Annotated in this window: 20 protein-coding genes; 9 read left to right on the forward strand and 11 right to left on the reverse strand. The window is 71.6% G+C overall.

Annotation, left to right across the window (positions count from 1 at the left end; genetic code table 11):
• Positions 1 to 4 precede the first annotated feature (4 nt).
• From AC07CM_RS21225 to AC07CM_RS21240, 4 genes are all read right to left on the reverse strand, one after another.
• Entirely contained in the window at positions 5 to 1,249 is a 1,245-nt protein-coding gene (locus AC07CM_RS21225) for a sensor histidine kinase (RefSeq protein ID WP_478877963.1), read from the reverse strand.
• A complete protein-coding gene (locus AC07CM_RS21230; protein WP_478877964.1) occupies positions 1,246 to 2,205 on the reverse strand; it encodes a hypothetical protein in 960 nt (319 codons plus the stop codon). Before AC07CM_RS21230 ends, AC07CM_RS21225 begins: the two co-directional genes overlap by 4 nt.
• A 76-nt stretch (positions 2,206 to 2,281) precedes the next feature.
• The gene (locus AC07CM_RS21235; protein ID WP_478877965.1) at positions 2,282 to 2,752 is read right to left on the reverse strand and encodes a GNAT family N-acetyltransferase; all 471 of its coding nucleotides are present in this window, start codon (positions 2,750 to 2,752) and stop codon (positions 2,282 to 2,284) included.
• A 42-nt stretch (positions 2,753 to 2,794) separates the two neighbouring features.
• Positions 2,795 to 3,568 (reverse strand): IclR family transcriptional regulator, encoded by a 774-nt coding sequence (locus AC07CM_RS21240; protein ID WP_132854583.1) that lies wholly within the window; start codon positions 3,566 to 3,568, stop codon positions 2,795 to 2,797.
• Between the two features lie 140 nt (positions 3,569 to 3,708).
• On the opposite strand from AC07CM_RS21240, the gene AC07CM_RS21245 reads away from it, so the two are divergent.
• Positions 3,709 to 5,238, forward strand: coding sequence for an aldehyde dehydrogenase (NADP(+)) (locus tag AC07CM_RS21245; protein WP_478877966.1), 1,530 nt, complete (start codon positions 3,709 to 3,711; stop codon positions 5,236 to 5,238).
• Positions 5,239 to 5,268: 30 nt separating this feature from the next.
• Positions 5,269 to 5,877 carry a DUF1349 domain-containing protein gene (locus AC07CM_RS21250; RefSeq protein WP_478877967.1) on the forward strand — a complete coding sequence of 203 codons (609 nt, stop codon included), beginning with the start codon at positions 5,269 to 5,271 and terminating at the stop codon, positions 5,875 to 5,877.
• On the opposite strand, the gene AC07CM_RS21255 is transcribed toward AC07CM_RS21250, so the two are convergent.
• Positions 5,837 to 7,225, reverse strand: a complete 1,389-nt coding sequence (locus AC07CM_RS21255) for an MFS transporter (protein WP_478877968.1) — start codon at positions 7,223 to 7,225, stop codon at positions 5,837 to 5,839. The genes AC07CM_RS21250 and AC07CM_RS21255 overlap by 41 nt on opposite strands.
• A 70-nt stretch (positions 7,226 to 7,295) precedes the next feature.
• On the opposite strand from AC07CM_RS21255, the gene AC07CM_RS21260 reads away from it, so the two are divergent.
• The 4 genes from AC07CM_RS21260 (at position 7,296) to AC07CM_RS21275 (ending at position 10,727) form a co-directional block, all read left to right on the forward strand.
• Positions 7,296 to 8,276 carry a GlxA family transcriptional regulator gene (locus tag AC07CM_RS21260; protein WP_478877969.1) on the forward strand — a complete coding sequence of 327 codons (981 nt, stop codon included), beginning with the start codon at positions 7,296 to 7,298 and terminating at the stop codon, positions 8,274 to 8,276.
• Positions 8,273 to 8,776: an N-acetyltransferase family protein gene (locus AC07CM_RS21265; RefSeq protein WP_478877970.1), complete on the forward strand. Its 504-nt coding sequence runs from the start codon at positions 8,273 to 8,275 to the stop codon at positions 8,774 to 8,776. Before AC07CM_RS21260 ends, AC07CM_RS21265 begins: the two co-directional genes overlap by 4 nt.
• A gap of 75 nt (positions 8,777 to 8,851) precedes the next feature.
• Positions 8,852 to 9,568, forward strand: coding sequence for a DsbA family oxidoreductase (locus AC07CM_RS21270; protein ID WP_478877971.1), 717 nt, complete (start codon positions 8,852 to 8,854; stop codon positions 9,566 to 9,568).
• 97 nt (positions 9,569 to 9,665) lie between these two features.
• A complete protein-coding gene (locus AC07CM_RS21275) occupies positions 9,666 to 10,727 on the forward strand; it encodes an aminotransferase class V-fold PLP-dependent enzyme (RefSeq protein ID WP_478877972.1) in 1,062 nt (353 codons plus the stop codon).
• A gap of 59 nt (positions 10,728 to 10,786) precedes the next feature.
• Here the strand turns inward: AC07CM_RS21275 and thpD are convergent, their stop codons facing one another.
• From thpD to AC07CM_RS21305, 6 genes are all read right to left on the reverse strand, one after another.
• Positions 10,787 to 11,674 carry an ectoine hydroxylase gene (gene thpD, locus AC07CM_RS21280; RefSeq protein ID WP_478877973.1) on the reverse strand — a complete coding sequence of 296 codons (888 nt, stop codon included), beginning with the start codon at positions 11,672 to 11,674 and terminating at the stop codon, positions 10,787 to 10,789.
• A gap of 5 nt (positions 11,675 to 11,679) precedes the next feature.
• Positions 11,680 to 12,084: an ectoine synthase gene (locus AC07CM_RS21285; RefSeq protein WP_478877974.1), complete on the reverse strand. Its 405-nt coding sequence runs from the start codon at positions 12,082 to 12,084 to the stop codon at positions 11,680 to 11,682.
• Between the two features lie 30 nt (positions 12,085 to 12,114).
• On the reverse strand, positions 12,115 to 13,386 hold the full coding sequence (gene ectB, locus AC07CM_RS21290; protein WP_478877975.1) for a diaminobutyrate--2-oxoglutarate transaminase: 1,272 nt from the start codon (positions 13,384 to 13,386) through the stop codon (positions 12,115 to 12,117).
• A 13-nt stretch (positions 13,387 to 13,399) separates the two neighbouring features.
• Positions 13,400 to 13,918: a diaminobutyrate acetyltransferase gene (gene ectA, locus AC07CM_RS21295; protein ID WP_478877976.1), complete on the reverse strand. Its 519-nt coding sequence runs from the start codon at positions 13,916 to 13,918 to the stop codon at positions 13,400 to 13,402.
• 256 nt (positions 13,919 to 14,174) lie between these two features.
• The gene (locus tag AC07CM_RS21300; protein WP_478877977.1) at positions 14,175 to 14,702 is read right to left on the reverse strand and encodes a DinB family protein; all 528 of its coding nucleotides are present in this window, start codon (positions 14,700 to 14,702) and stop codon (positions 14,175 to 14,177) included.
• A gap of 75 nt (positions 14,703 to 14,777) precedes the next feature.
• Entirely contained in the window at positions 14,778 to 15,878 is a 1,101-nt protein-coding gene (locus AC07CM_RS21305; protein WP_478877978.1) for a pyridoxal-phosphate-dependent aminotransferase family protein, read from the reverse strand.
• 138 nt (positions 15,879 to 16,016) lie between these two features.
• On the opposite strand from AC07CM_RS21305, the gene AC07CM_RS21310 reads away from it, so the two are divergent.
• From AC07CM_RS21310 to AC07CM_RS21320, 3 genes are read left to right on the forward strand one after another with little or no spacing between them, the layout of a single operon-like run.
• The gene (locus tag AC07CM_RS21310) at positions 16,017 to 16,868 is read left to right on the forward strand and encodes a transporter substrate-binding domain-containing protein (RefSeq protein ID WP_478877979.1); all 852 of its coding nucleotides are present in this window, start codon (positions 16,017 to 16,019) and stop codon (positions 16,866 to 16,868) included.
• Positions 16,865 to 17,698 (forward strand): amino acid ABC transporter permease, encoded by an 834-nt coding sequence (locus tag AC07CM_RS21315; RefSeq protein WP_478877980.1) that lies wholly within the window; start codon positions 16,865 to 16,867, stop codon positions 17,696 to 17,698. Before AC07CM_RS21310 ends, AC07CM_RS21315 begins: the two co-directional genes overlap by 4 nt.
• Positions 17,695 to 18,489: an amino acid ABC transporter ATP-binding protein gene (locus tag AC07CM_RS21320; RefSeq protein WP_478877981.1), complete on the forward strand. Its 795-nt coding sequence runs from the start codon at positions 17,695 to 17,697 to the stop codon at positions 18,487 to 18,489. Before AC07CM_RS21315 ends, AC07CM_RS21320 begins: the two co-directional genes overlap by 4 nt.
• Positions 18,490 to 18,504: the final 15 nt, after the last annotated feature.

Consider the following 18,504-nt stretch of genomic DNA (forward strand, 5'->3'; position numbering starts at 1 on the left):
GCGCTCACGTGGTTCCCTTCAGTGGCAGTCGGACGTGCAGGCGCCAGGTGTCCCCGGCCGCGCCCGCGTGCGAGGTGCCGCCCAGCAGCCGGACCCGGTCGGCGATGCCGCGCAGGCCGTGGCCACCGCCGGGGCGGGGAGCGGGGCGGGCGCCGAGGGGGTTCTCGACGGTGATCTCCAGGTGGCCGTCGGCGGCGGCGATGTGGAGGGCGACCGGTTCGCCGGCGTGCTTGAGGGCGTTGTGCAGGCCCTCCTGCACGATCCGGTAGGCCTCCCGGGAGACCAGCGCGGGCAGGTCGGCGGGGCCGGTGTCGACGGTGGCCGTCACGCGCTGCCCGCCGGCCCGGGTCCGGCGCAGCAGCCCGTCCAGGTCGGCCGCGAGGGTCGGTGCGGGGGCGGTGCCGGGCGCGTCGCCGTCCCGCAACACGCCGAGCACGGCGTCCAGTTCGCCGACCGTGCGCCGGGTGGTCTCCTCGATCGCGGCCAGCGCCTCGCGGGCGAACTCCGGGTCGGTGTCGAGGACCCGGCGCGCCGCGCTCGCCTGGAGTGTGACGGCGCTCAGCGCGTGGCCGACGGAGTCGTGCAGCTCACGGGCGAGCCGGTTGCGTACGGCGAGGTCCGCGGCGCGGGCCTCCACCGCGGCGAGCCGGTCCGCGGGGGTCGGCCCGAGCAGGGCGGGCGCCGAGCGGGCGAGCAGGGCCCCGCAGGCGGCGGCGCAGCCGGCGAGGGCGGCCAGCATGCCCAGGCCCGCGACCGGACAGAGCGCCAGGGCCCACGGGTGGTCGAGGACCCGGGGCAGTCCGAGCGGGCTGTCGCGCAGCCCCGCGAACAGGGGCAGCACGACGAGCACGACCGCGAACGGCGGTACGGCCAGCGACATCCCGGAGACGATGCCGCCGAGCCCCAGGTGCAGCGTGAACCAGGCGGCCGTACGGCCCCGTTCGGCCCGCGTCCGGGCCGGTCCCTGGGCGAGGGCGTCCGCGTCGATGCCGCACAGGGCCCGTGCGGCGGCGCACTCCAGCGGGCGGGTCAGCGGGAAGAGCGAGGTGACGGCGGCGATCGGCAGACCGACCGCGAACGAGCCGAGTTGCAGGGGGAGGGAGGCGAACACCTCGTCGGCGCCGGTGAACGGCCCCACGATCACCGAGCCGACGAGGACGTACGGCATGGCGAGCGCCCCGCCCAGGATCAGATGGATCCAGCGGCGCCGCGCCCGCCCGCCGAAGAGCGGGCTCAACGCCTCGGTCACCGCGGTGCCTTGGTGGACCGGTCGGCGAAGTGGTGCGCGGCGACGGTCGCCACGAGGAAGCCGACGATCATCTGCCCAGCGTAGGTGAGGCTCATCGCCGGTGTCGGGCGGTCGGCGAGGTCGTGGGACGTGACGAGTGCGCCCAGGGCCGTCCAACCGCCCCAGCAGGCCGCTGACGCGGACCCGGCCCAGGCCAGGGCGAGCGGCACGGCGACCGGGAGCGGGCGGCCGCGGCGGAAGGCCAGCTGCCAGGCGCCGGTGACGGCGGCGGCCAGGAAGCCGGCGTAGACGGCCTCGATCAGCCGGCCGCCGCCGGTGTTCCGTCCGGCCGTGACCCCACAGGCCCACAACAGCCGGAGCGTGCCCGGGACCAGCGCGAGCACCGCCGCCGTCACCGCGGTGATCCGCTGCGCGGCCGCCGCGCCCGGCACGGGCAGCTCCCACACCCGGCCCCGCCACAGATGCCCCCACCGCTCACGGGCGTACCCGACGAACAGCGCGCCCAGGGCGAGCCCCTGCACGATGAACCCGCCGTAGACGACCCCGAACACCCACCCGTCGAGGAACGGCCGGTGGTCACCGCCGCTGCCGCCGCCCTGGAGGGCCAACTGCAGCGGATACGCCACCATGATCGGCGCGAGCAGCCCCGTGGCGACCCACATCGGCACCGCGAGCAGCCAGGCGGGCACCCGCCGTCCCCACGGCCGGGTCAGCAGCAGGGCCAGCACGATGACGGCCGCGTCCATCAGCACGGTGAGACCGTTGGCGAGGACCATGGTCACCCGGTGCCTCAGCAGCGGGCTTCCGTGCGGGATCCCGAGGTGGCTGCCGCAGATCCAGGCGAGTTTGAGGCAGAGGTACGGCAGGCAGGCGGCAATGGCCGCGAGCCGCAGCAGACGGCGCCGGGGACCGGCGGCGACGGGGGCCGCCGGGGCGGCCGCGGTTGAGGAGCTCATGCCGCAACGCTCCCGCGCCGGCCCGGTGGTCCACTTCCTGCGCGAAGACGATCCGCCTCCGCCGGACGGGGGAGGATCAGTCCTCCAGCCTCAGCACCACCTCGTCGATCTCCGCACCGCGCCCGTTGGCGAACCCCCGCGCCTGCGCGCTCTCCCGGAAGCCGCACTTCTCCAGCACCCGCAGCGATCCGGCGTTGTCGGCGGCGGCCCGGGCGTACAGCGGGCGTTCGGGCACCTCCACGAGCAGCGCCCGCAGGGCCGCCGTCGCCACACCCCGCCCCCAGTACGCCCGCTCGATCCAGTACGTCACCTCGAGCTCGCCGGGCTCCCCGTAGACCGCCGCGCTGCCGACCACGGCGCCGTCGGCCAAAACCGTGCGCAGCACGACGGAAGAGGACCGGACGCGCTTCCAGTGGGCCTCGAACGCAGCGCGGTCGGCCGGGTCCTTCGGGCCGAACGCGGCCATCCACAGGGCTTCGGGGTCGTTCATCTGCCGGAAGAAGACCGGCAGATCGCTGTCCTCGACGGCACGCAGCGCGATCTCCATGGGGCAGAGCCTACGCGTCCGCCACGGGCCCGCCCCGGGTGCTCAGAGCCGACGTGTCGCGAGCGTCAGCCGGTCCCTCGCGTCGAACAGCGCGTCCTTGATCATCTGCTCGTGGGCGGGGGTCAGCCGGGCCACCGGGACCGAGCAGCTGATGGCGTCGCGGGCGGGGGTGCGGTACGGGATCGCGACGCCGAAGCAGCGCAGCCCCAGCGTGTTCTCCTCGCGGTCGACGGCGAAGCCCTGCTCGCGGACCTGGTGCAGCTCCTCGATCAGCTTCTCGCGGTCGGTGATCGTGTGCTCGGTGAGGGCGGGCAGCGTCTCCGGCAGCAGCTTGCGGACCTGCTCGTCGGTGTGGGTGGCGAGCAGCGCCTTGCCGAGGGAGGTGGAGTGGGCGGGCAGCCGCCGGCCGACGCGGGTGAAGGGGCGCAGGTAGTGCTGCGACTGGCGGGTGGCCAGGTAGACGACGTTCGTGCCGTCGAGGCGGGCCAGGTGGATGGTCTCCGTGGTGTCGTCGGAGAGGCGGTCGAGGGTCGGCCGGGCAGCGGCGACCACCTCGTCGCCGTCGATGTAGGACGTGCCCACCAGCAGCGCCCGCACCCCGATGCCGTACCGCGTCCCGGTCGCGTCGGTCTCCACCCAGCCCAGCTCCACGAGCGTGCGCAGCAGCATGTACAGGCTGGACTTGGGGTAGCCCACGGCCTCCTGGACTGCCGCCAGCGAGTGCATACCGGGCCTGCCGGCGAAGTACTCGAGCAATTCCACGGTCCGCACCGCGGACTTGACCTGTGCCCCGCCGCCTGTCTCGACTGCCGACATCGCCCCTGACCCCTTCGTTCGACGAGGACCTAGATATATAGTCTCCGAGCAGCGAATTCACCATCAGAGACAGTGTTCAGTATATCGAACGCGACTGATGGTTGACCCAGGAATTGCGGTCTTACTTGGAGGGATCCGCGGTGGCAGCAGCACCAGTCTGGAGTGTCGACCCGCGCACCGGGAAGCAGCGCGAACAGGTTGCGGTGGAGGCCACAGCCCAGGAGGTGGACGCGGCCGTCCGGGCGGCGCACGCCGCGCGCGCCGCCCTCGCCGATCGCTCGATCCGCTCCGCCTTCCTCCGCTCGGCCGCCGCCGGCCTGGACGCGGCCAAGGACGGCCTGGTCGAGACCGCCGACGCCGAGACCGCCCTCGGCCCGGTCCGGCTGACCGGCGAACTCGCCCGGACGACGTACCAGTTGCGGGCCTTCGCCGACCAGGTCGACGAGGGCGCCTTCCTCGACGTGATCATCAACCACCCCGACGACACCGCCACCCCGCCCGTCCCCGACCTGCGCCGCTACAAGGTCCCGCTGGGCGTCGTGGCCGTCTACTCCGCCTCCAACTTCCCCTTCGCCTTCTCCGTCGCCGGCGGCGACACCGCGAGCGCGCTGGCCGCGGGCTGCCCGGTGGTCGTCAAGGCCCACCCCGACCACCCGGCCCTGTCCGAGCTGGTCGCCGGGGTGCTGCGCCGGGCCGCCGCCGAGCACGGCATCCCCGAGGCCGTCGTGGGCCTGGTGCACGGCTTCGAGGCGGGCGTGGAGCTGATCAGGCACCCGCTGGTCGCCGCCGCGGGCTTCACCGGATCGGTGCGCGGAGGCCGTGCCCTGTTCGACGCGGCCGCCGCGCGTCCGGTGCCGATCCCGTTCCATGGCGAGCTGGGCTCGCTGAACCCGGTCGTGGTGACCGAGGCCGCCGCAGCCGAGCGCGCGGAGGCGATCGGGTCCGGTCTCGCCGGGTCCATGACCCTGGGCGTCGGCCAGTTCTGCGTCAAGCCGGGCCTCGTGCTGGTGCCGTCCGGTGCGGCGGGCGACGGCCTCGTCAAGGCGCTCACGGACGCCGTCGGCGACACCGGCGCAGGGGTCCTCCTCGACCACCGCATGCGGGACAACTTCGTCGCGGGCGTCGCCGAGCGGGCGCAGCTGCCCGAGGTGGACGCGCCGGTCACGCCGGGAGCGGGCGGTGAGCACACGGTCAGCGCCGGGTTCCTCACGGTGCCGGCGAGCAGGCTGGCCGAGGAGGGGGCGTACGACCTCCTCCTGGAGGAGTGCTTCGGGCCGGTCACCGTGGTGGTCCGGTACGAGGACGAGGGCGAGGCGACGGCGGTCCTGTCGCGGCTGCCGGGCAACCTGACGGCCACGGTCCATCTGTCCGGCGAGGAGGCCGCCGGCCAGGGACGGGGCGCCGAGATTCTCGCCGAGCTGACTCCGCTCGCCGGCCGGGTCCTGGTGAACGCGTGGCCGACGGGGGTGGCCGTGGCTCCGGCTCAGCACCACGGTGGTCCCTATCCCGCCACGACCTCCACCTCGACCTCCGTGGGCGGTACGGCCATCGAGCGGTGGCTTCGGCCGGTCGTCTATCAGAACGCCCCCGAGGCACTGCTGCCGAAGGAGCTCCGCGACGACAATCCGCTCGGGCTTCCGCGTCGGTTCGACGGGGTCCTGGAGCGGTAGCGGCACAGCTTCCTCTGCGAGAATCCGCCGATGGACACAGAGCTTCCCGAACTCCCCTTCCCCCTGCGGACCTACGGCCCCGACGGCCACTGGTCCCATGAGGACGGCGTACTGACCGGGTGGGCCGGGCCCCGGCAGGATCGGTTCGTCACGCCCACCGGTGAGGCTCTGGAGCCCGCCTCCGACGCGCCCCGGCTGCTCGGGGCGCCGGAGGGCGACTTCCAGCTGATCGCGCGCGTCACCGTCGGCTTCAACGCGTCCTTCGACGCCGGAGTGCTCTACGTCCACGTCGGTGAACACGCCTGGGCCAAGCTGTGCCTGGAGTACTCCCCGGACGTGCCCACCGTCTGCACGGTGGTCACCCGGGGACACTCCGACGACGCGAACTCCTTCACCGTGGACGGGAGTTCGGTGTGGCTGCGGATCAGCCGGACCGGACGGGCCTTCGCCTTCCACGCCTCCCGGGACGGCGCGCGCTGGACCTTCGTCCGGCTCTTCACCCTGGGCGAGGCGAAGGAGTCGGGCGCCGCGCTGGTCGGGTTCATGACCCAGTCGCCGCTGGGGGAGGGGTGCGTGGTCACCTACGACCACATCGAGTTCAGGCCCGCCTGGCCGAGCGACCTGCGAGACGGAAGCTGAGCGCGAAGGTCACCGCGAGCAGTGCCGCGCTGATGACCAGGCACAGCCGCATGCCGGCCTCGAAGCCGTCGGCGACCAGCGCCCCGAACACCGCGATCCCCAGCCCGCCGGACACCTGCCGCGCCGCGTTGAGCACCCCGGCCGCCAGCCCCGCCCGCTCGGCGGGTACGGCGTCCATCATCGCGGCGGTCAGCGGTGGCACCGTCAGCGCGCAGCCCAGCGCCAGCGGCACCAGCAGCACGGACACCAGGGCCGGCGGTGTGCCGGCGTCGACGTACAGCAGCAGGAGGAGTCCCGCGACGGCCAGTGGCTGTCCGACCAGCATCGGCAGCAGCGGGCCGTAACGTCCCGCGAGTTTGCCCGCCACGACGTTCGTCACCGCGATCAGGCCCGTCATCGGCAGGAACATGAGCCCGGCGTACAGCGCGGAGTGGCCCTGGACCTGCTGGAAGAAGAGCGAGAAGACGAACACCAGGCTGTAGAAGGCCACGCTGACCGCGGAGCCGACCGCGACCGCCGTGGCCACGGTCCGGTCGCGGAAGAGCCCGAGGGGCACCACCGGGTGGGGCCGGCGGGCCTCGACGCGCAGGAACGCGGCACCCGCGACGACGGCCACCACCAGCGCCGCCCAGCCCGCCGGGCCGCCCTCGATCACCGCGAACGTCAGGGACACGAGGGCCACCACGGCCGTCAGCTGACCGGGCAGGTCCAGCGGCGCCGGGCGGGGCCGGGAGCGCGGGGCCCGGACCAGCAGCGCCAGAATCGCCGCGCCCAGGGGCAGGTTGACGAAGAAGATGCCGCGCCAGCCCCAGGCCGTGGTCAGCGCACCGCCGGCCACCGGGCCGAGCGCCACCGCGAGCGAACCGCCCGCCGCCCAGGCGGCCACCGCGCGGGCGCGCCGCGCCGGTTCCCGGTACGCCTGCCGCACCAGCGCGAGCGAGGCCGGGAGCACCACGGCCGCCGCGACGCCCTGCACCACCCGCGCGCCGATCAGGGCCGGCAGGTCGGGCGCGAGTCCGCAGGCCGCGGAGGCGAGCGTGAACACCGTGGTGCCGAGCGCGAACGCCCGGCTCGCCCCGGCACGGTCCGAGAAGGCCCCGGTGGAGAGCATCAGCGCCGCGAAGGCCAGCGTGTACGCGTCCACCACCCACTGCAGGCCGGACATCCCACCACCCAGGGAGGAACCGATCGCGGGCAGGGCCACGTTGACCACGGACGCGTCCAGGCAGATCAGCGCGAAGCCGAGCAGGGAGGCGGTGAGGGTGAGTGCGGCGGAGGACCTCGTGGGTTCCAGGTCGCCGGAAACGGGGGCAAGTTGCTCGACCCCGGGCATCTGGTTCGTCGACATGTCCCCATGCTGCGGATCTCCGCCGCCCTACAGTAGTGACCTGAATGCCACGCACCCGGAGGTTCTGGCCATGCCGCACCGTGTCGCCGTCATCGCGCCCTCACCGGTCTCGATGTTCAACGTCGCGATCCCCGAGATGCTGTTCGGCAAGGTGGAGGTCGACGGCCGGCCCGGCTACGAGGTGCTCGTCTGCACGGCCGAGCCGGGACCGGTGCCCACCACCGGCGGTCTCGACCTGTACGTCCGGCACGGCCTCGACGCCGTGCGGGAGGCGGACACCGTCGTGGTCGCCGGCACCGGGGAGCCGTTCGAGCCGGAGCGTCGGATCGTGGACGCCGTCCGCGAGGCGGCCGCCGACGGCAGGCGGATCGCGTCCATCTGCACCGGCGCCTTCCAGCTCGCCGAGGCCGGCCTGCTCCAGGGGCGCAGGGCCACGACGTACTGGGCGCACGCCGAGGAGCTGCGCAGGCGGTACCCGCAGGTCGACCTGCGGGGAGACGTGCTGTACGTGCAGGACGGCCAGTTCCTGACCTCCTCCGGCTACGCCGCCGGCATCGACCTGTGTCTGCACGTCATCCGCACCGACTACGGCGCCGCCGTCGCCAACGAGGTGGCCCGGCTCGCCCTGGTCGCACCGGTCCGCCCCGGCGGCCAGACCCAGTTCACCCAGACCCCGCTGCCGCCCGAGCGCGGTACCGTCTGCGCCGACACCCGCGGCTGGGCCATGCGCAACCTCGACAAGCCGCTCACCCTCACCGATCTGGCCCGCCACGCCGGTGTCAGCGTGCGCACCCTCACCCGCCGCTTCCACGCCGAGAGCGGGGTCAGTCCGCTGCAGTGGCTGCTCCACCAGCGCGTCGAGCGCGCCAAGGAACTGCTGGAGACCACCACCCTGCCGATGGACCAGGTGGCCACCGCCTGCGGTCTCGGCACCGCCGACTCGCTGCGCGCCCATCTGGTCCGCCGGACCGGCCTCACCCCGAGCGCCTATCGCGCCCAGTTCAGCCGGCACGGAACCGGAACCGGGGCCCTCACGTCCTCCGTTGCATGATCAGTGAACGTGTGAACGGCGCCCTGGTGATCCGCACCGCCCTGCCCGCCGAAGCCGAGACCATCGCCGATCTGCACCTCCGGGCCCGCTCGACGTACTACCCGGACGGCGTCCCCCAGGCTGACGTCGACTGGACCGAGGCGTGGCGAGGCTCCATCGAGCGCCCCGACGCCCACGTCCTGTGCGCCGTCGAGCAGGGCCGGATCGTCGGCATCGCCTCCTTCCGCACCCCGGACGGCGGCCCCGCGCAAGAGGTCAAGCTGTTCCAGTTCCACGTCGACCCCGAGCACTGGCGAGCCGGCATCGGCACGGCCCTGCACGCGGCCTGCGAGGAGGAGTGGCGGGCCGACGGCATGCGCTCGGCCGTCCTCGACGTCCACGTGGACAACCACCGCGCCCAGGCCTTCTACGCCCGCCGGGGCTGGCTTCCCGACCCGGAGAACCCGCCCGCCGAGGGTGACCACCATCTCTTCCTGCGCCTCTCCGTACCCGGGGAATGAACGTCGCTGCTTGAACGTTCACGCACTGGGTGGAGAGAGCCTCCGGACCCGTACGACTTGGAGAGAGCAGAAGACATGCGCGTCGAGATCTGGACCGATATCGCCTGCCCCTGGTGCTATGTCGGTAAGGCCCGTTTCGACAAGGCGCTCGCTGCCTTCCCGCACGGCGACGAGGTCGAGGTGGTGCACCGCTCCTTCGAGCTGGACCCGGGCCGCGCCAAGGGCGACGTCCAGCCGGTGATCACCATGCTGACCAGGAAGTACGGCATGAGCGAGGCACAGGCACAGGCCGGCGAGGAGAACCTGGGCGCCCAGGCCGCCGCCGAGGGCCTGGACTACCGCACCCGGGACCGCGATCACGGCAACACCTTCGACATGCACCGCCTGCTGCACTTCGCCAAGGAGCGGGGCAGGCAGGACGAGCTGATCCAGATCCTGTACCGGGCCAACTTCGCCGAGGAGCGGTCCGTGTTCACCGAGGGCGACGAGCGGCTCGTGGAACTGGCCGTGGAGGCCGGTCTGGACGCCGAGGCCGCCCGGGCCGTGCTCGCCGACCCGGCCGCCCACGCGGACGAGGTCCGCGCCGACGAGCGCGAGGCCGCCCGGCTCGGCGCGAACGGTGTGCCCTTCTTCGTCCTGGACCGCGCGTACGGCGTCTCCGGCGCCCAGCCCGCCGAGGTCTTCACCCAGGCGCTGACCCAGGCCTGGGGCGAGCGCTCCCCGCTGAAGCTCGTGGACCAGGGTGACGCCGAGGCGTGTGGCCCGGATGGGTGCGCGGTGCCGCAGCACTGAGAATCCGCAGGTCGGAGCGGACGTATAAGGGCTCCTAAGCGAATCCACGTAAAAATTCGCAATGGACTACGACTTCATGGGGCCGCACAGTGGTCCCATGGAGACCACGGAGACGTTCGAGAGCCTCGTCCGCGCCGAGTTCACCACCACGAGCACCTATCTCAACACCGCCAGCAACGGCCTGCTGCCGGCCCGCACCGTCGCCGCCGTGCACGAGGCGGCGCTGCTGCGGGCCGCTGGCCGGCCGCTGACCCCGCTGTTCGAGGACGTGGAGGCCTGCCGCGCCGCGTACGCCCGGCTCGCCGGCGTCCAGGCCACCCGGGTCGCGGCAGGCGCCTCGGTCGCCGCCCACACCGGGGTGATCGCCGCCTCGCTGCCCGCGGGTGCCGAAGTCCTCACCGCCGAGGACGACTTCACCTCCGTACTGAACCCCTTCCACGTCCGCGGCGACCTCAAGGTCCGCACGGTCCCGCTCGAGCGGATCGCCGAGTCGATCCGCCCGGGTACCGCGCTGGTGGCCGTGAGCGCCGCCCAGTCCGCGGACGGCCGCGTCGCCGACCTGCCCGCCCTGCGCGAGGCCGCCCGCGAGCACGGCGCGCGCACCTACGTCGACTTCTCCCAGGCCGCCGGCTGGCTGCCCATGGACGCGGACGCCTACGACTTCACCGCCGCCGTCTCCTTCAAGTGGCTGCTCGGCCCGCACGGCGCGGCCTTCCTCACGGTCCCGGAGGACTTCGGCGGGCTGGTCCCGGTGCTCGCCGGCTGGGTCGCGGGCGAGGCGCCGTGGGACAGCTGCTACGGTCCGGTCGCCGAACTCGCCCACTCCGCAAGGCGGTTCGACCTCACCCCGGCCCTGTTCACCTTCGCCGGCCTGCGCCGCTCGCTCGACCTGATCGAGGAACTCGGCGTGGCCGCCGTCCATGCCCACGACGTGGCCCTCGCCGACCGGTTCCGGGCGGGCCTCGCCGACCTCGGTCACGAGCCCGTGGCCGCACCCGGCTCGGCCATCGTCTCGGTGCCCGGACTCGGCTCCAGGCAATCGGAGTTGAGCAAGGCAGGCATCGAGGTCTCCGACCGCTCGGGCAACCTGCGCGCGGCCTTCCACCTGTACAACACGCCCGCGGACGCGGACCGCCTGCTGGAGGCGCTGTCCGGCTGACACGACCGGGCCGGGGCCTCCCGTCCCACACGAGGAGGCCCCGGCCCGTGCTCGGGGGGTTACTTCACCGGGGTGAAGTCGCGCGCGCCGATGAACTCCGGCCGGCGCACCGGTGCCGCGAACGGCTCCACCGCCTTGTTCTCCACGCTGTTGAACACGATGAAGACGTTGCTGCGCGGGAACGGCGTGATGTTGTCGCCGGAGCCGTGCATGCAGTTGCAGTCGAACCAGGTCGCCGAGCCGGCCCTGCCGGTGAACAGCTTGATGCCGTACTCGCTCGCCAGCTTGGTCAGCGCCTCGTCGGACGGGGTTCCCGCGTCCTGCATCTGCAGCGACCTCTTGTAGTTGTCCTCGGGCGTGGCACCGGCGCAGCCCAGGAACGTCCGGTGCGAGCCCGGCATGATCATCAGGCCGCCGTTGGTGTCGTGGTTCTCGGTCAGCGCGATCGAGACGGACACCGTACGCATGTTCGGCAGGCCGTCCTCGGCGTGCCAGGTCTCGAAGTCCGAGTGCCAGTAGAAGCCGCTCGCGCCGAAGCCCGGCTTGACGTTGATCCGCGACTGGTGCACGTACACGTCCGAGCCGAGGATCTGCCGGGCGCGGCCGACCACCCGCTCGTCGCGGACCAGCTTCGCGAACACCTCGCTGATCCGGTGCACCTCGAAGACCGAGCGGATCTCCTTCGACTTCGGCTCGACGATCGAGCGCTCGTCGGCCCGGATCGCCGGGTCGGCGACCAGCCGGTCCAGTTCCTGCCGGTAGACCTCGACCTCGTCGGGGGTGATCAGCTGGTCGACGGCGAGGAAGCCGTCACGCTCGAACGCGTGCAGGTCGGCCGTCGAGACCGGGCCGGGCGCGTCCGGGGAGCCCCAGACGACCGGGTCCTGACGCGGGACGGTCACCTCGCCGGCGCCGCGGCTGGGATACAGGTCGGTGACAGCGGTCATGGGTGTCACACCTCCTCGGGCTCGGTGAGCAGCGGGTAGACGCCGTTCTCGTCGTGGTCCTCCCGTCCGGTCACGGGCGGGTTGAACACGCAGATGCAGTGGAAGTCCTCCTTGACGCGCAGCGTGTGCCGCTCGTGCCCGTCGAGGAGGTACATGGTGCCGGGAGTGATGGTGTACGTCTTCCCGGCCTCGTGGTCGGTGAGCTCGGCCTCACCCTTGGTGCAGACGACGGCCTCGATGTGGTTGGCGTACCACATCGACGTCTCGGTCCCGGCGTACAGGATGGTCTCGTGCACGGAGAAGCCGACCCGCTCCTTGGCGAGGACGATCCGCTTGCTCTCCCAGGTGCCGGACTTGGCCTTGATGTGCCGGTCGGTGCCTTCGATGTCCTTGAACGATCGGACGATCACGGTGCTGTGCTTCCTCCTCGGTGGATGGTGTCAGGCGGTTTCGCGGACGGCCCGGGCCAGGACGCTGAGGCCCTCGTCCAGCTCGTCGGCCGTCACGGTGAGGGCGGGCAGCAGCTTGACCACCTCGCCCTCCGGGCCGGAGGTCTCGATGAGCAGTCCGAGTTCGAAGGCGCGCCGTGCGACCCGCGAGGCCCGCGCCTTCTCGTGGAACTCCAGGCCCCACACCAGGCCCCGGCCGCGGTACTCCTTCACGTCGGCGAGGTTCTCCTCGGTGATCGAGATCAGCGCCTGCTCGACCTGCTCGCCGCGGGTGCGGGTCTGCTTCTCCATGGCGGAGCCGTCGGTCCAGTACGTCTCCAGGGCCGCGGTGGCGGTGACGAACGCGGGGTTGTTGCCGCGGAAGGTGCCGTTGTGCTCGCCCGGCTCCCAGACGTCGTGTTCGGGCTTGAACAGGCACAGCGACATCGGCAGGCCGTACCCGCTGATCGACTTCGAGACGGTGACGATGTCGGGCGTGATGCCCGCCTCCTCGAAGGAGAAGAAGGCGCCCGTGCGGCCGCAGCCCATCTGGATGTCGTCGACGATCAGCAGCATGTCCTGCCGCTCGCACAGGTCGGCGAGCGCGCGCAGCCACTCCGGGCGTGCCACGTTGATGCCGCCCTCGCCCTGGACGGTCTCCACGATCACGGCGGCGGGCTTGTTGAGCCCGGAGCCCTGGTCCTCCAGCAGCCGCTCGAACCACAGGAAGTCCTCGACCGTGCCGTCGAAGTAGTTGTCGAACGGCATCGGGGTCCCGTGGACCAGCGGTATGCCGGCGCCTGCGCGTTTGAAGGCGTTGCCGGTGACGGCGAGGGAGCCCAGCGACATGCCGTGGAAGGCGTTGGTGAAGGAGACGATCGCCTCCCGCCCCTTCACCTTGCGGGCGAGCTTCAGCGCGGACTCCACCGCGTTGGTGCCGGTCGGGCCCGGGAACATGACCTTGTACGGCAGGTCGCGCGGGCGCAGCACCAGGTCCTGGAAGGTCTGCAGGAAGGACCGCTTGGCCGTGGTCGACATGTCCAGGCCGTGGGTGACGCCGTCCCGGGACAGATAGTCGATCAGCGCCCGTTTCAGGACCGGGTTGTTGTGACCGTAGTTGAGTGAGCCGGCCCCGGCGAAGAAGTCGAGGTACGCGTGGCCGTCCTCGTCGTACATCCGGCTGCCCTGCGCCCGGTCGAACACGGTGGGCCAGCCGCGGCAGTAGCTGCGCACCTCGGACTCGAGGGTCTCGAAGACGCTGAGGTCGGGCTGGGTGATCGTCACGGTGAATCGCTCCTCAGTGCGAGGTGGTGGGGGTCAACGGGCCGATGCGGTAGAGGACTTCGGGGTCGTGCGTGCCGTCCGGGAAGAACTCGACGGGGAACAGCACCTCGCGGGCGAGGTCCGCGCCGTGGCGGGCGGCGAACGAGGTGAACAGGCGCTCGGAGGCGGTGTTCCCGGGGGTGATGGTGGTCTCGACGGCGGTGATCCCGCGCTCGGCGGCGAGCCGGGCGACCAGTCCGTCGAGCAGTGCTGCGGCGATGCCGTGGCCCCGGTGGGCGGAGTCGACGGCGACCTGCCAGACGAGCAGGGTGGTGGGGTTGTCGGGCCGCACGTACCCGGTGACGAAACCGACGGGCTCGCCGTCCGCGCCGCGCGCCACCGCCGAGGTGCCGGCGAAGTCCCGGCACCACAGCAGATAGCTGTACGAGGAGTTCAGGTCGAGGGTTTTCGATTCCTTGGCGAGCCGCCAGAGCGTGGCTCCGTCGGTCACCGCCGGTCGGTCGATGAGCAGGTCTGCTGGTGCGGCAGTCATGCGGCACGAATTTAGCGAGGCAAATTCAAGAATGCACGGCTGATGTTGACGCGACCGGCGCCGACGTCGACAGGATGACCGATTTGACCCAGGTCAAAGTGGGGCAAATAGGTTCGGCTGTGGAGTGTGTCACAGAATGGAAATCGGTGGAAAACGCCCCGGAAAACTGCCCCGTTTAGCCTCGCAAAAAGCGGGCAGAAGAAGACGGGAAGCTATCGTCCGGTGAATTGGCGGGAATTGTGGAGCTTATTTGAATTCAAGCCCCTGTGGTTCCGTCGATATGTTCACGCAGGATGTCGGCATGCCCGTTGTGCCGGGCGTACTCCTCGATGAGGTGAATGAGCACCCACCGCACACTCACCTCGGCGCCGGCCATCGGCCCGTCGGTGATTCGCCCCGCGTCGTCCAGCGACCGCCCGGCGCCCAGCTCCCGTCCCCGCGCGATCTCCCCGCGCCACACCGAGAACGCCTCGTCGAGCCCCCGCTCCGGGGCGAGGGCGTACCCCGTCTCCTCCTCGAACACCGGTGGCACCTCGAGCCCCGCCACCACCCGCTGCCACCAGTTCCGCTCGACCTCCGCGAGATGCTGCACCAGTCCGAGCGGCGTCAGCGCCGACGGCTCGGCCGGGGCGAGCCGCGCCTGGGTGTCGTCCAGCCCCCGGAACTTCAGCTCCAGCGTGGCCCGGTGGAAGTCCAGCCAGCTCTCCAGCATGGGGCGTTCGGGGCCGGTCAGCAGGGGGACGGGGCGGCCGTCGGGCAGGGTCACGGGAGTCTCGTCGGTCATGAAGGCAGCCTGGCACGCGCCACGGACAACGGCCCGCACACGTCCGCGCGGGCCGTCCCGTTCATCCGGCTGTGGCTAGCGCCAGGCCTCGTCCGCCGCGCGGCGGGCTCCTTCCGGGTCCACCGGCAGGCCCTGCTCGGCGAGAGCCGTGCCGAGCGCCGACAGGCAGGCGTGCACCGCGCCCGGGTTCGCGTCGGGGCCGTAGTGGTTGACCCGGATCATCTCCTTGGCCAGGGCGCCGCCCCCGGCGGCCAGCGGCAGCGCGGGGTCGCTCGCCAGGGCCCGGGCCACCAGCTCCGAGGCCACGAGTGCGGAGGGGACCCGCAGGGTCGTGGCGACCGGCGCCGCGTCCCGCGCCTCGTACACGTACGGCTCCAGGCCCCCGCCCAGAGCCGCCGCGCCCGCCCGGGTCGCCGCGGCCGCGGCCGCGTGCCGGGCCATCACCGACTCCGCGCCCGCCGACTCGATCCGCTCCAGGCACGCCTCGAGAGCCAGCATCTCCAGCTGGGCGGGAGCGTGCAGCAGCGCCTTGCGGCCGCCGTCGATCCAGCGCTCCTTCCAGTCGAGGAGGGAGAGGTAGGAGCGGCGCGGGGCGTTCGGATTGGCCGCCATCCGGGCCCACGCCCGCTCGCTCACCGAGATCGCCGACACACCCGCCGGTCCGCCCATCGCCTTCTGGGCCCCGATCACGCACAGGTCCACACCCCACGCGTCCGGCAGCACCGGCTCGGCGCCGACGGAGGCGACCGCGTCCAGGTAGAACAGGGCACCCTGCGCCCGTACCGCCTCGCCGATCTCAGCGACCGGATTGGTGTTGCCGGTCGCCGCCTCCGCGTGCACCAGGGACACGAAGTCGATCTCCGGGTGCTCGGCGAACGCCTCCCGGATCCGCGCGGCCGTCACCGCCGTGTGGAAGGGCACCGTCAGGTCGTGCACGGTCGCGCCGGCGTCCCGGAGCCAGTTGCCGAAGGTCTGCCCGTACGGGCCCGTGATCACGTTGAGGGCCACCGTGCCGGGGCCGGCCGCCGCGCGGATCGCCCCCTCCAGCGGCAGCAGCGCCTCGCCCTGCGTGATCACGACGTCCTGCCGGGTGTCCAGCAGCCGGGCCACCCGGTCCTCGATGGCGGCGAACCGCCCGGCGCTCAGCTGGGGCAGATCGAGGAGGGGGTGGGTCATGACGGTGCTCTCTTCACTCTCGGGGGCAACTCCATCGATCTTAGGTCGAACGACCCCGTGACCATCGGTTTGGTTTGAGAGACTCAAACTCTTCCTTATAATCGGAACCCACAGTTCCCGCACAGAGAAGATCCCCCCATGAAAACGCTCCTCGGACGCCGGACCCGTCTCCTGGCCGCCACCACCGCGACCGCCGGGCTGGTCCTCGTCGTGGCCGGCTGCTCCTCGAACGGCAACGGGGGGAGCGGCGGTGCCACCGTCAAGGGGGTCCACCTCGTCAAGGCCGGTCAGCTGACCACCTGCACCCACCTGCCCTACCCGCCGTTCCAGTCGGAGATCAACGGCAAGGTGCAGGGCTTCGACGTCTCCCTCATCGACCTCGTCGCCAAGAACCTCGGCGTCAAGCAGCAGATCGTCGACACGCCGTTCGAGAACTTCAAGACCGGCGCCTTCCTGAACTCCGGCCAGTGCGACCTGGCCGCCGCCGGCATGACGATCACGCCCGAGCGCAAGAAGAACGTCGACTTCTCCGACCCCTACTTCGAGGCCACCCAGGCCGTCCTCGTCGACAAGAACAGCGGCATCAAGTCCCTTGCCGACGTCAAGGCCAAGGGCAAGAAGCTCGGAGCCCAGGCGCAGACCACCGGCGAGGACTACGTCAAGAGCAAGGGCTACGACCCGATCTCCTTCGAGTCCTCCGACGCGGTCCTCAACGGCCTGCGCACCGGTCAGGTCCAGGCGGTCGTCATCGACTACCCGGTCGTCCAGGGCTGGCTGAAGGACAAGGCCAACGCCGGCAAGTTCGAAGTCGTCGACAACCTCAAGACCGGCGAGCAGTACGGCTTCACGGTGAAGAAGGGCAACACGGCGCTGCGCGAGGCCATCGACAAGGCTCTCAAGGACGCCAAGGCCGACGGCACCTACAAGAAGATCTACGAGCAGTGGATCGGCCCGTACAACACCTCCGTGGCCTCTCCCGCCGCCTCATGACCGACACGGACGTACGACTCCAGCCGCGGAAGAAGGGGCTGACGCGACGTCAGAAGCGCCGGCTGTCGCGCGGCATCCAGTACGTCGTCTTCGTCGCCGCCGTGATCGCCATCGCGGTCTCGGCGGACTGGGGCCGACTGCAGAACCAGTTCGCGCAGGGCGGCATCGCCGGACAGATGTGGCCGGACGTCATCACGCTGGCGCTGAAGAACACCGTCCTGTTCACGGTGTCCGGCTTCGTCCTCGGCCTGGTGCTCGGCCTGGTCATCGCGCTGATGCGGCTGTCCTCCGTGGGGCCGTACCGCTGGGTGGCCGGCATCTACATCGAGATCTTCCGTGGCCTGCCCGCCCTGCTGATCTTCGTCTTCATCGCGGTGGCCGTCCCGCTGGCCTTCCCGGGCACGGAGATCCCCGGCGGCACCTACGGCAAGGGCGCTCTCGGCCTCGGGCTCATCGGTGCCGCCTACATGGCGGAGACGTTCCGTGCCGGCATCCAGGCGGTGCCCAAGGGGCAGACGGAGGCGGCGCGTTCGCTGGGCTTCTCGCCCGCCCGCGCGATGATCTCCATCATCATCCCGCAGGCGTTCCGGATCATTCTCCCGCCGCTCACCAACGAGCTGATCATGCTCTTCAAGGACTCCTCCCTGGTGCTGCTGCTCGGCGTGACGCTGGAGGAGCGCGAACTGTCCAAGTTCGGCCGGGACCTGGCCAGTACGACCGCCAACTCCACGCCGATCCTGGTCGCGGGCCTGTGCTATCTGCTGGTCACCGTTCCGCTCGGCTTCGTCGCCCGCCGTCTGGAGGCCAGGGCCCAGGAGGAGATCAAGTGACCCGCCCCGAGATCCACGTCCGGGACCTGCACAAGTCCTTCGGCGACAACCACGTCCTGCGCGGCATCGACCTGGAGATCGGCCAGGGCGAGGTCGTCTGTGTCATCGGCCCCTCCGGCTCCGGCAAGTCGACCCTGCTGCGCTGCGTCAACCTGCTGGAGGAGCCCACCGAGGGCCAGGTCTTCGTCGGCGGCACCGAGATCACCGACCCGGACGTCGACATCGACGCCGTACGCCGCCGTATCGGCATGGTCTTCCAGCAGTTCAACCTCTTCCCGCACCTGAACGTCACCGAGAACCTCACGCTCCCGCAGCGCCGGGTCCTGCGGCGTGACAAGGCCACCGCCGCGAGGATCGCCGCCGAGAACCTGGACCGGGTCGGCCTGTCCGAGAAGGCGGACGCCTACCCGGCCTCCCTCTCCGGCGGCCAGCAGCAGCGCGTGGCCATCGCCCGCGCGCTCGCCATGGGCCCCGAGGTGATGCTCTTCGACGAGCCGACCTCCGCGCTCGACCCGGAGCTCGTCGGGGACGTCCTCGCCGTGATGCGCAGGCTCGCCGAGGAGGGCATGACCATGATGGTCGTCACACACGAGATGACCTTCGCCCGCGAGGTCGCCGACCGGGTCGTCTTCATGGACGGCGGCGTGATCGTCGAGGACGGCAGCCCCGACCAGGTCATCGGCAGTCCGCGCCACGACCGCACCCGCCACTTCCTCTCCCGTCTGCTCGACCCGGCGATGGCCGAGGTGGAGGAGGAGACCTCGGACCAGGTGGGGAAGTCCGGGCAGTAGCTCACTAAGGTGCGG

It is taken from the genome of Streptomyces sp. NPDC044061 (assembly GCF_056434305.1).

Coding starts and splice junctions, on each gene's coding strand:
- AC07CM_RS21230 (WP_478877964.1), bottom strand. CDS start 2,205: ATGAGCTCCTCAACCGCGGCCGCCCCGGCGGCCCCCGTCGCCGCCGGT.
- AC07CM_RS21235 (WP_478877965.1), bottom strand. CDS start 2,752: ATGGAGATCGCGCTGCGTGCCGTCGAGGACAGCGATCTGCCGGTCTTC.
- AC07CM_RS21240 (WP_132854583.1), bottom strand. CDS start 3,568: ATGTCGGCAGTCGAGACAGGCGGCGGGGCACAGGTCAAGTCCGCGGTG.
- AC07CM_RS21250 (WP_478877967.1), top strand. CDS start 5,269: ATGGACACAGAGCTTCCCGAACTCCCCTTCCCCCTGCGGACCTACGGC.
- AC07CM_RS21255 (WP_478877968.1), bottom strand. CDS start 7,225: ATGTCGACGAACCAGATGCCCGGGGTCGAGCAACTTGCCCCCGTTTCC.
- AC07CM_RS21260 (WP_478877969.1), top strand. CDS start 7,296: ATGCCGCACCGTGTCGCCGTCATCGCGCCCTCACCGGTCTCGATGTTC.
- AC07CM_RS21265 (WP_478877970.1), top strand. CDS start 8,273: ATGATCAGTGAACGTGTGAACGGCGCCCTGGTGATCCGCACCGCCCTG.
- AC07CM_RS21270 (WP_478877971.1), top strand. CDS start 8,852: ATGCGCGTCGAGATCTGGACCGATATCGCCTGCCCCTGGTGCTATGTC.
- AC07CM_RS21275 (WP_478877972.1), top strand. CDS start 9,666: ATGGAGACCACGGAGACGTTCGAGAGCCTCGTCCGCGCCGAGTTCACC.
- thpD (WP_478877973.1), bottom strand. CDS start 11,674: ATGACCGCTGTCACCGACCTGTATCCCAGCCGCGGCGCCGGCGAGGTG.
- ectA (WP_478877976.1), bottom strand. CDS start 13,918: ATGACTGCCGCACCAGCAGACCTGCTCATCGACCGACCGGCGGTGACC.
- AC07CM_RS21300 (WP_478877977.1), bottom strand. CDS start 14,702: ATGACCGACGAGACTCCCGTGACCCTGCCCGACGGCCGCCCCGTCCCC.
- AC07CM_RS21305 (WP_478877978.1), bottom strand. CDS start 15,878: ATGACCCACCCCCTCCTCGATCTGCCCCAGCTGAGCGCCGGGCGGTTC.
- AC07CM_RS21310 (WP_478877979.1), top strand. CDS start 16,017: ATGAAAACGCTCCTCGGACGCCGGACCCGTCTCCTGGCCGCCACCACC.
- AC07CM_RS21315 (WP_478877980.1), top strand. CDS start 16,865: ATGACCGACACGGACGTACGACTCCAGCCGCGGAAGAAGGGGCTGACG.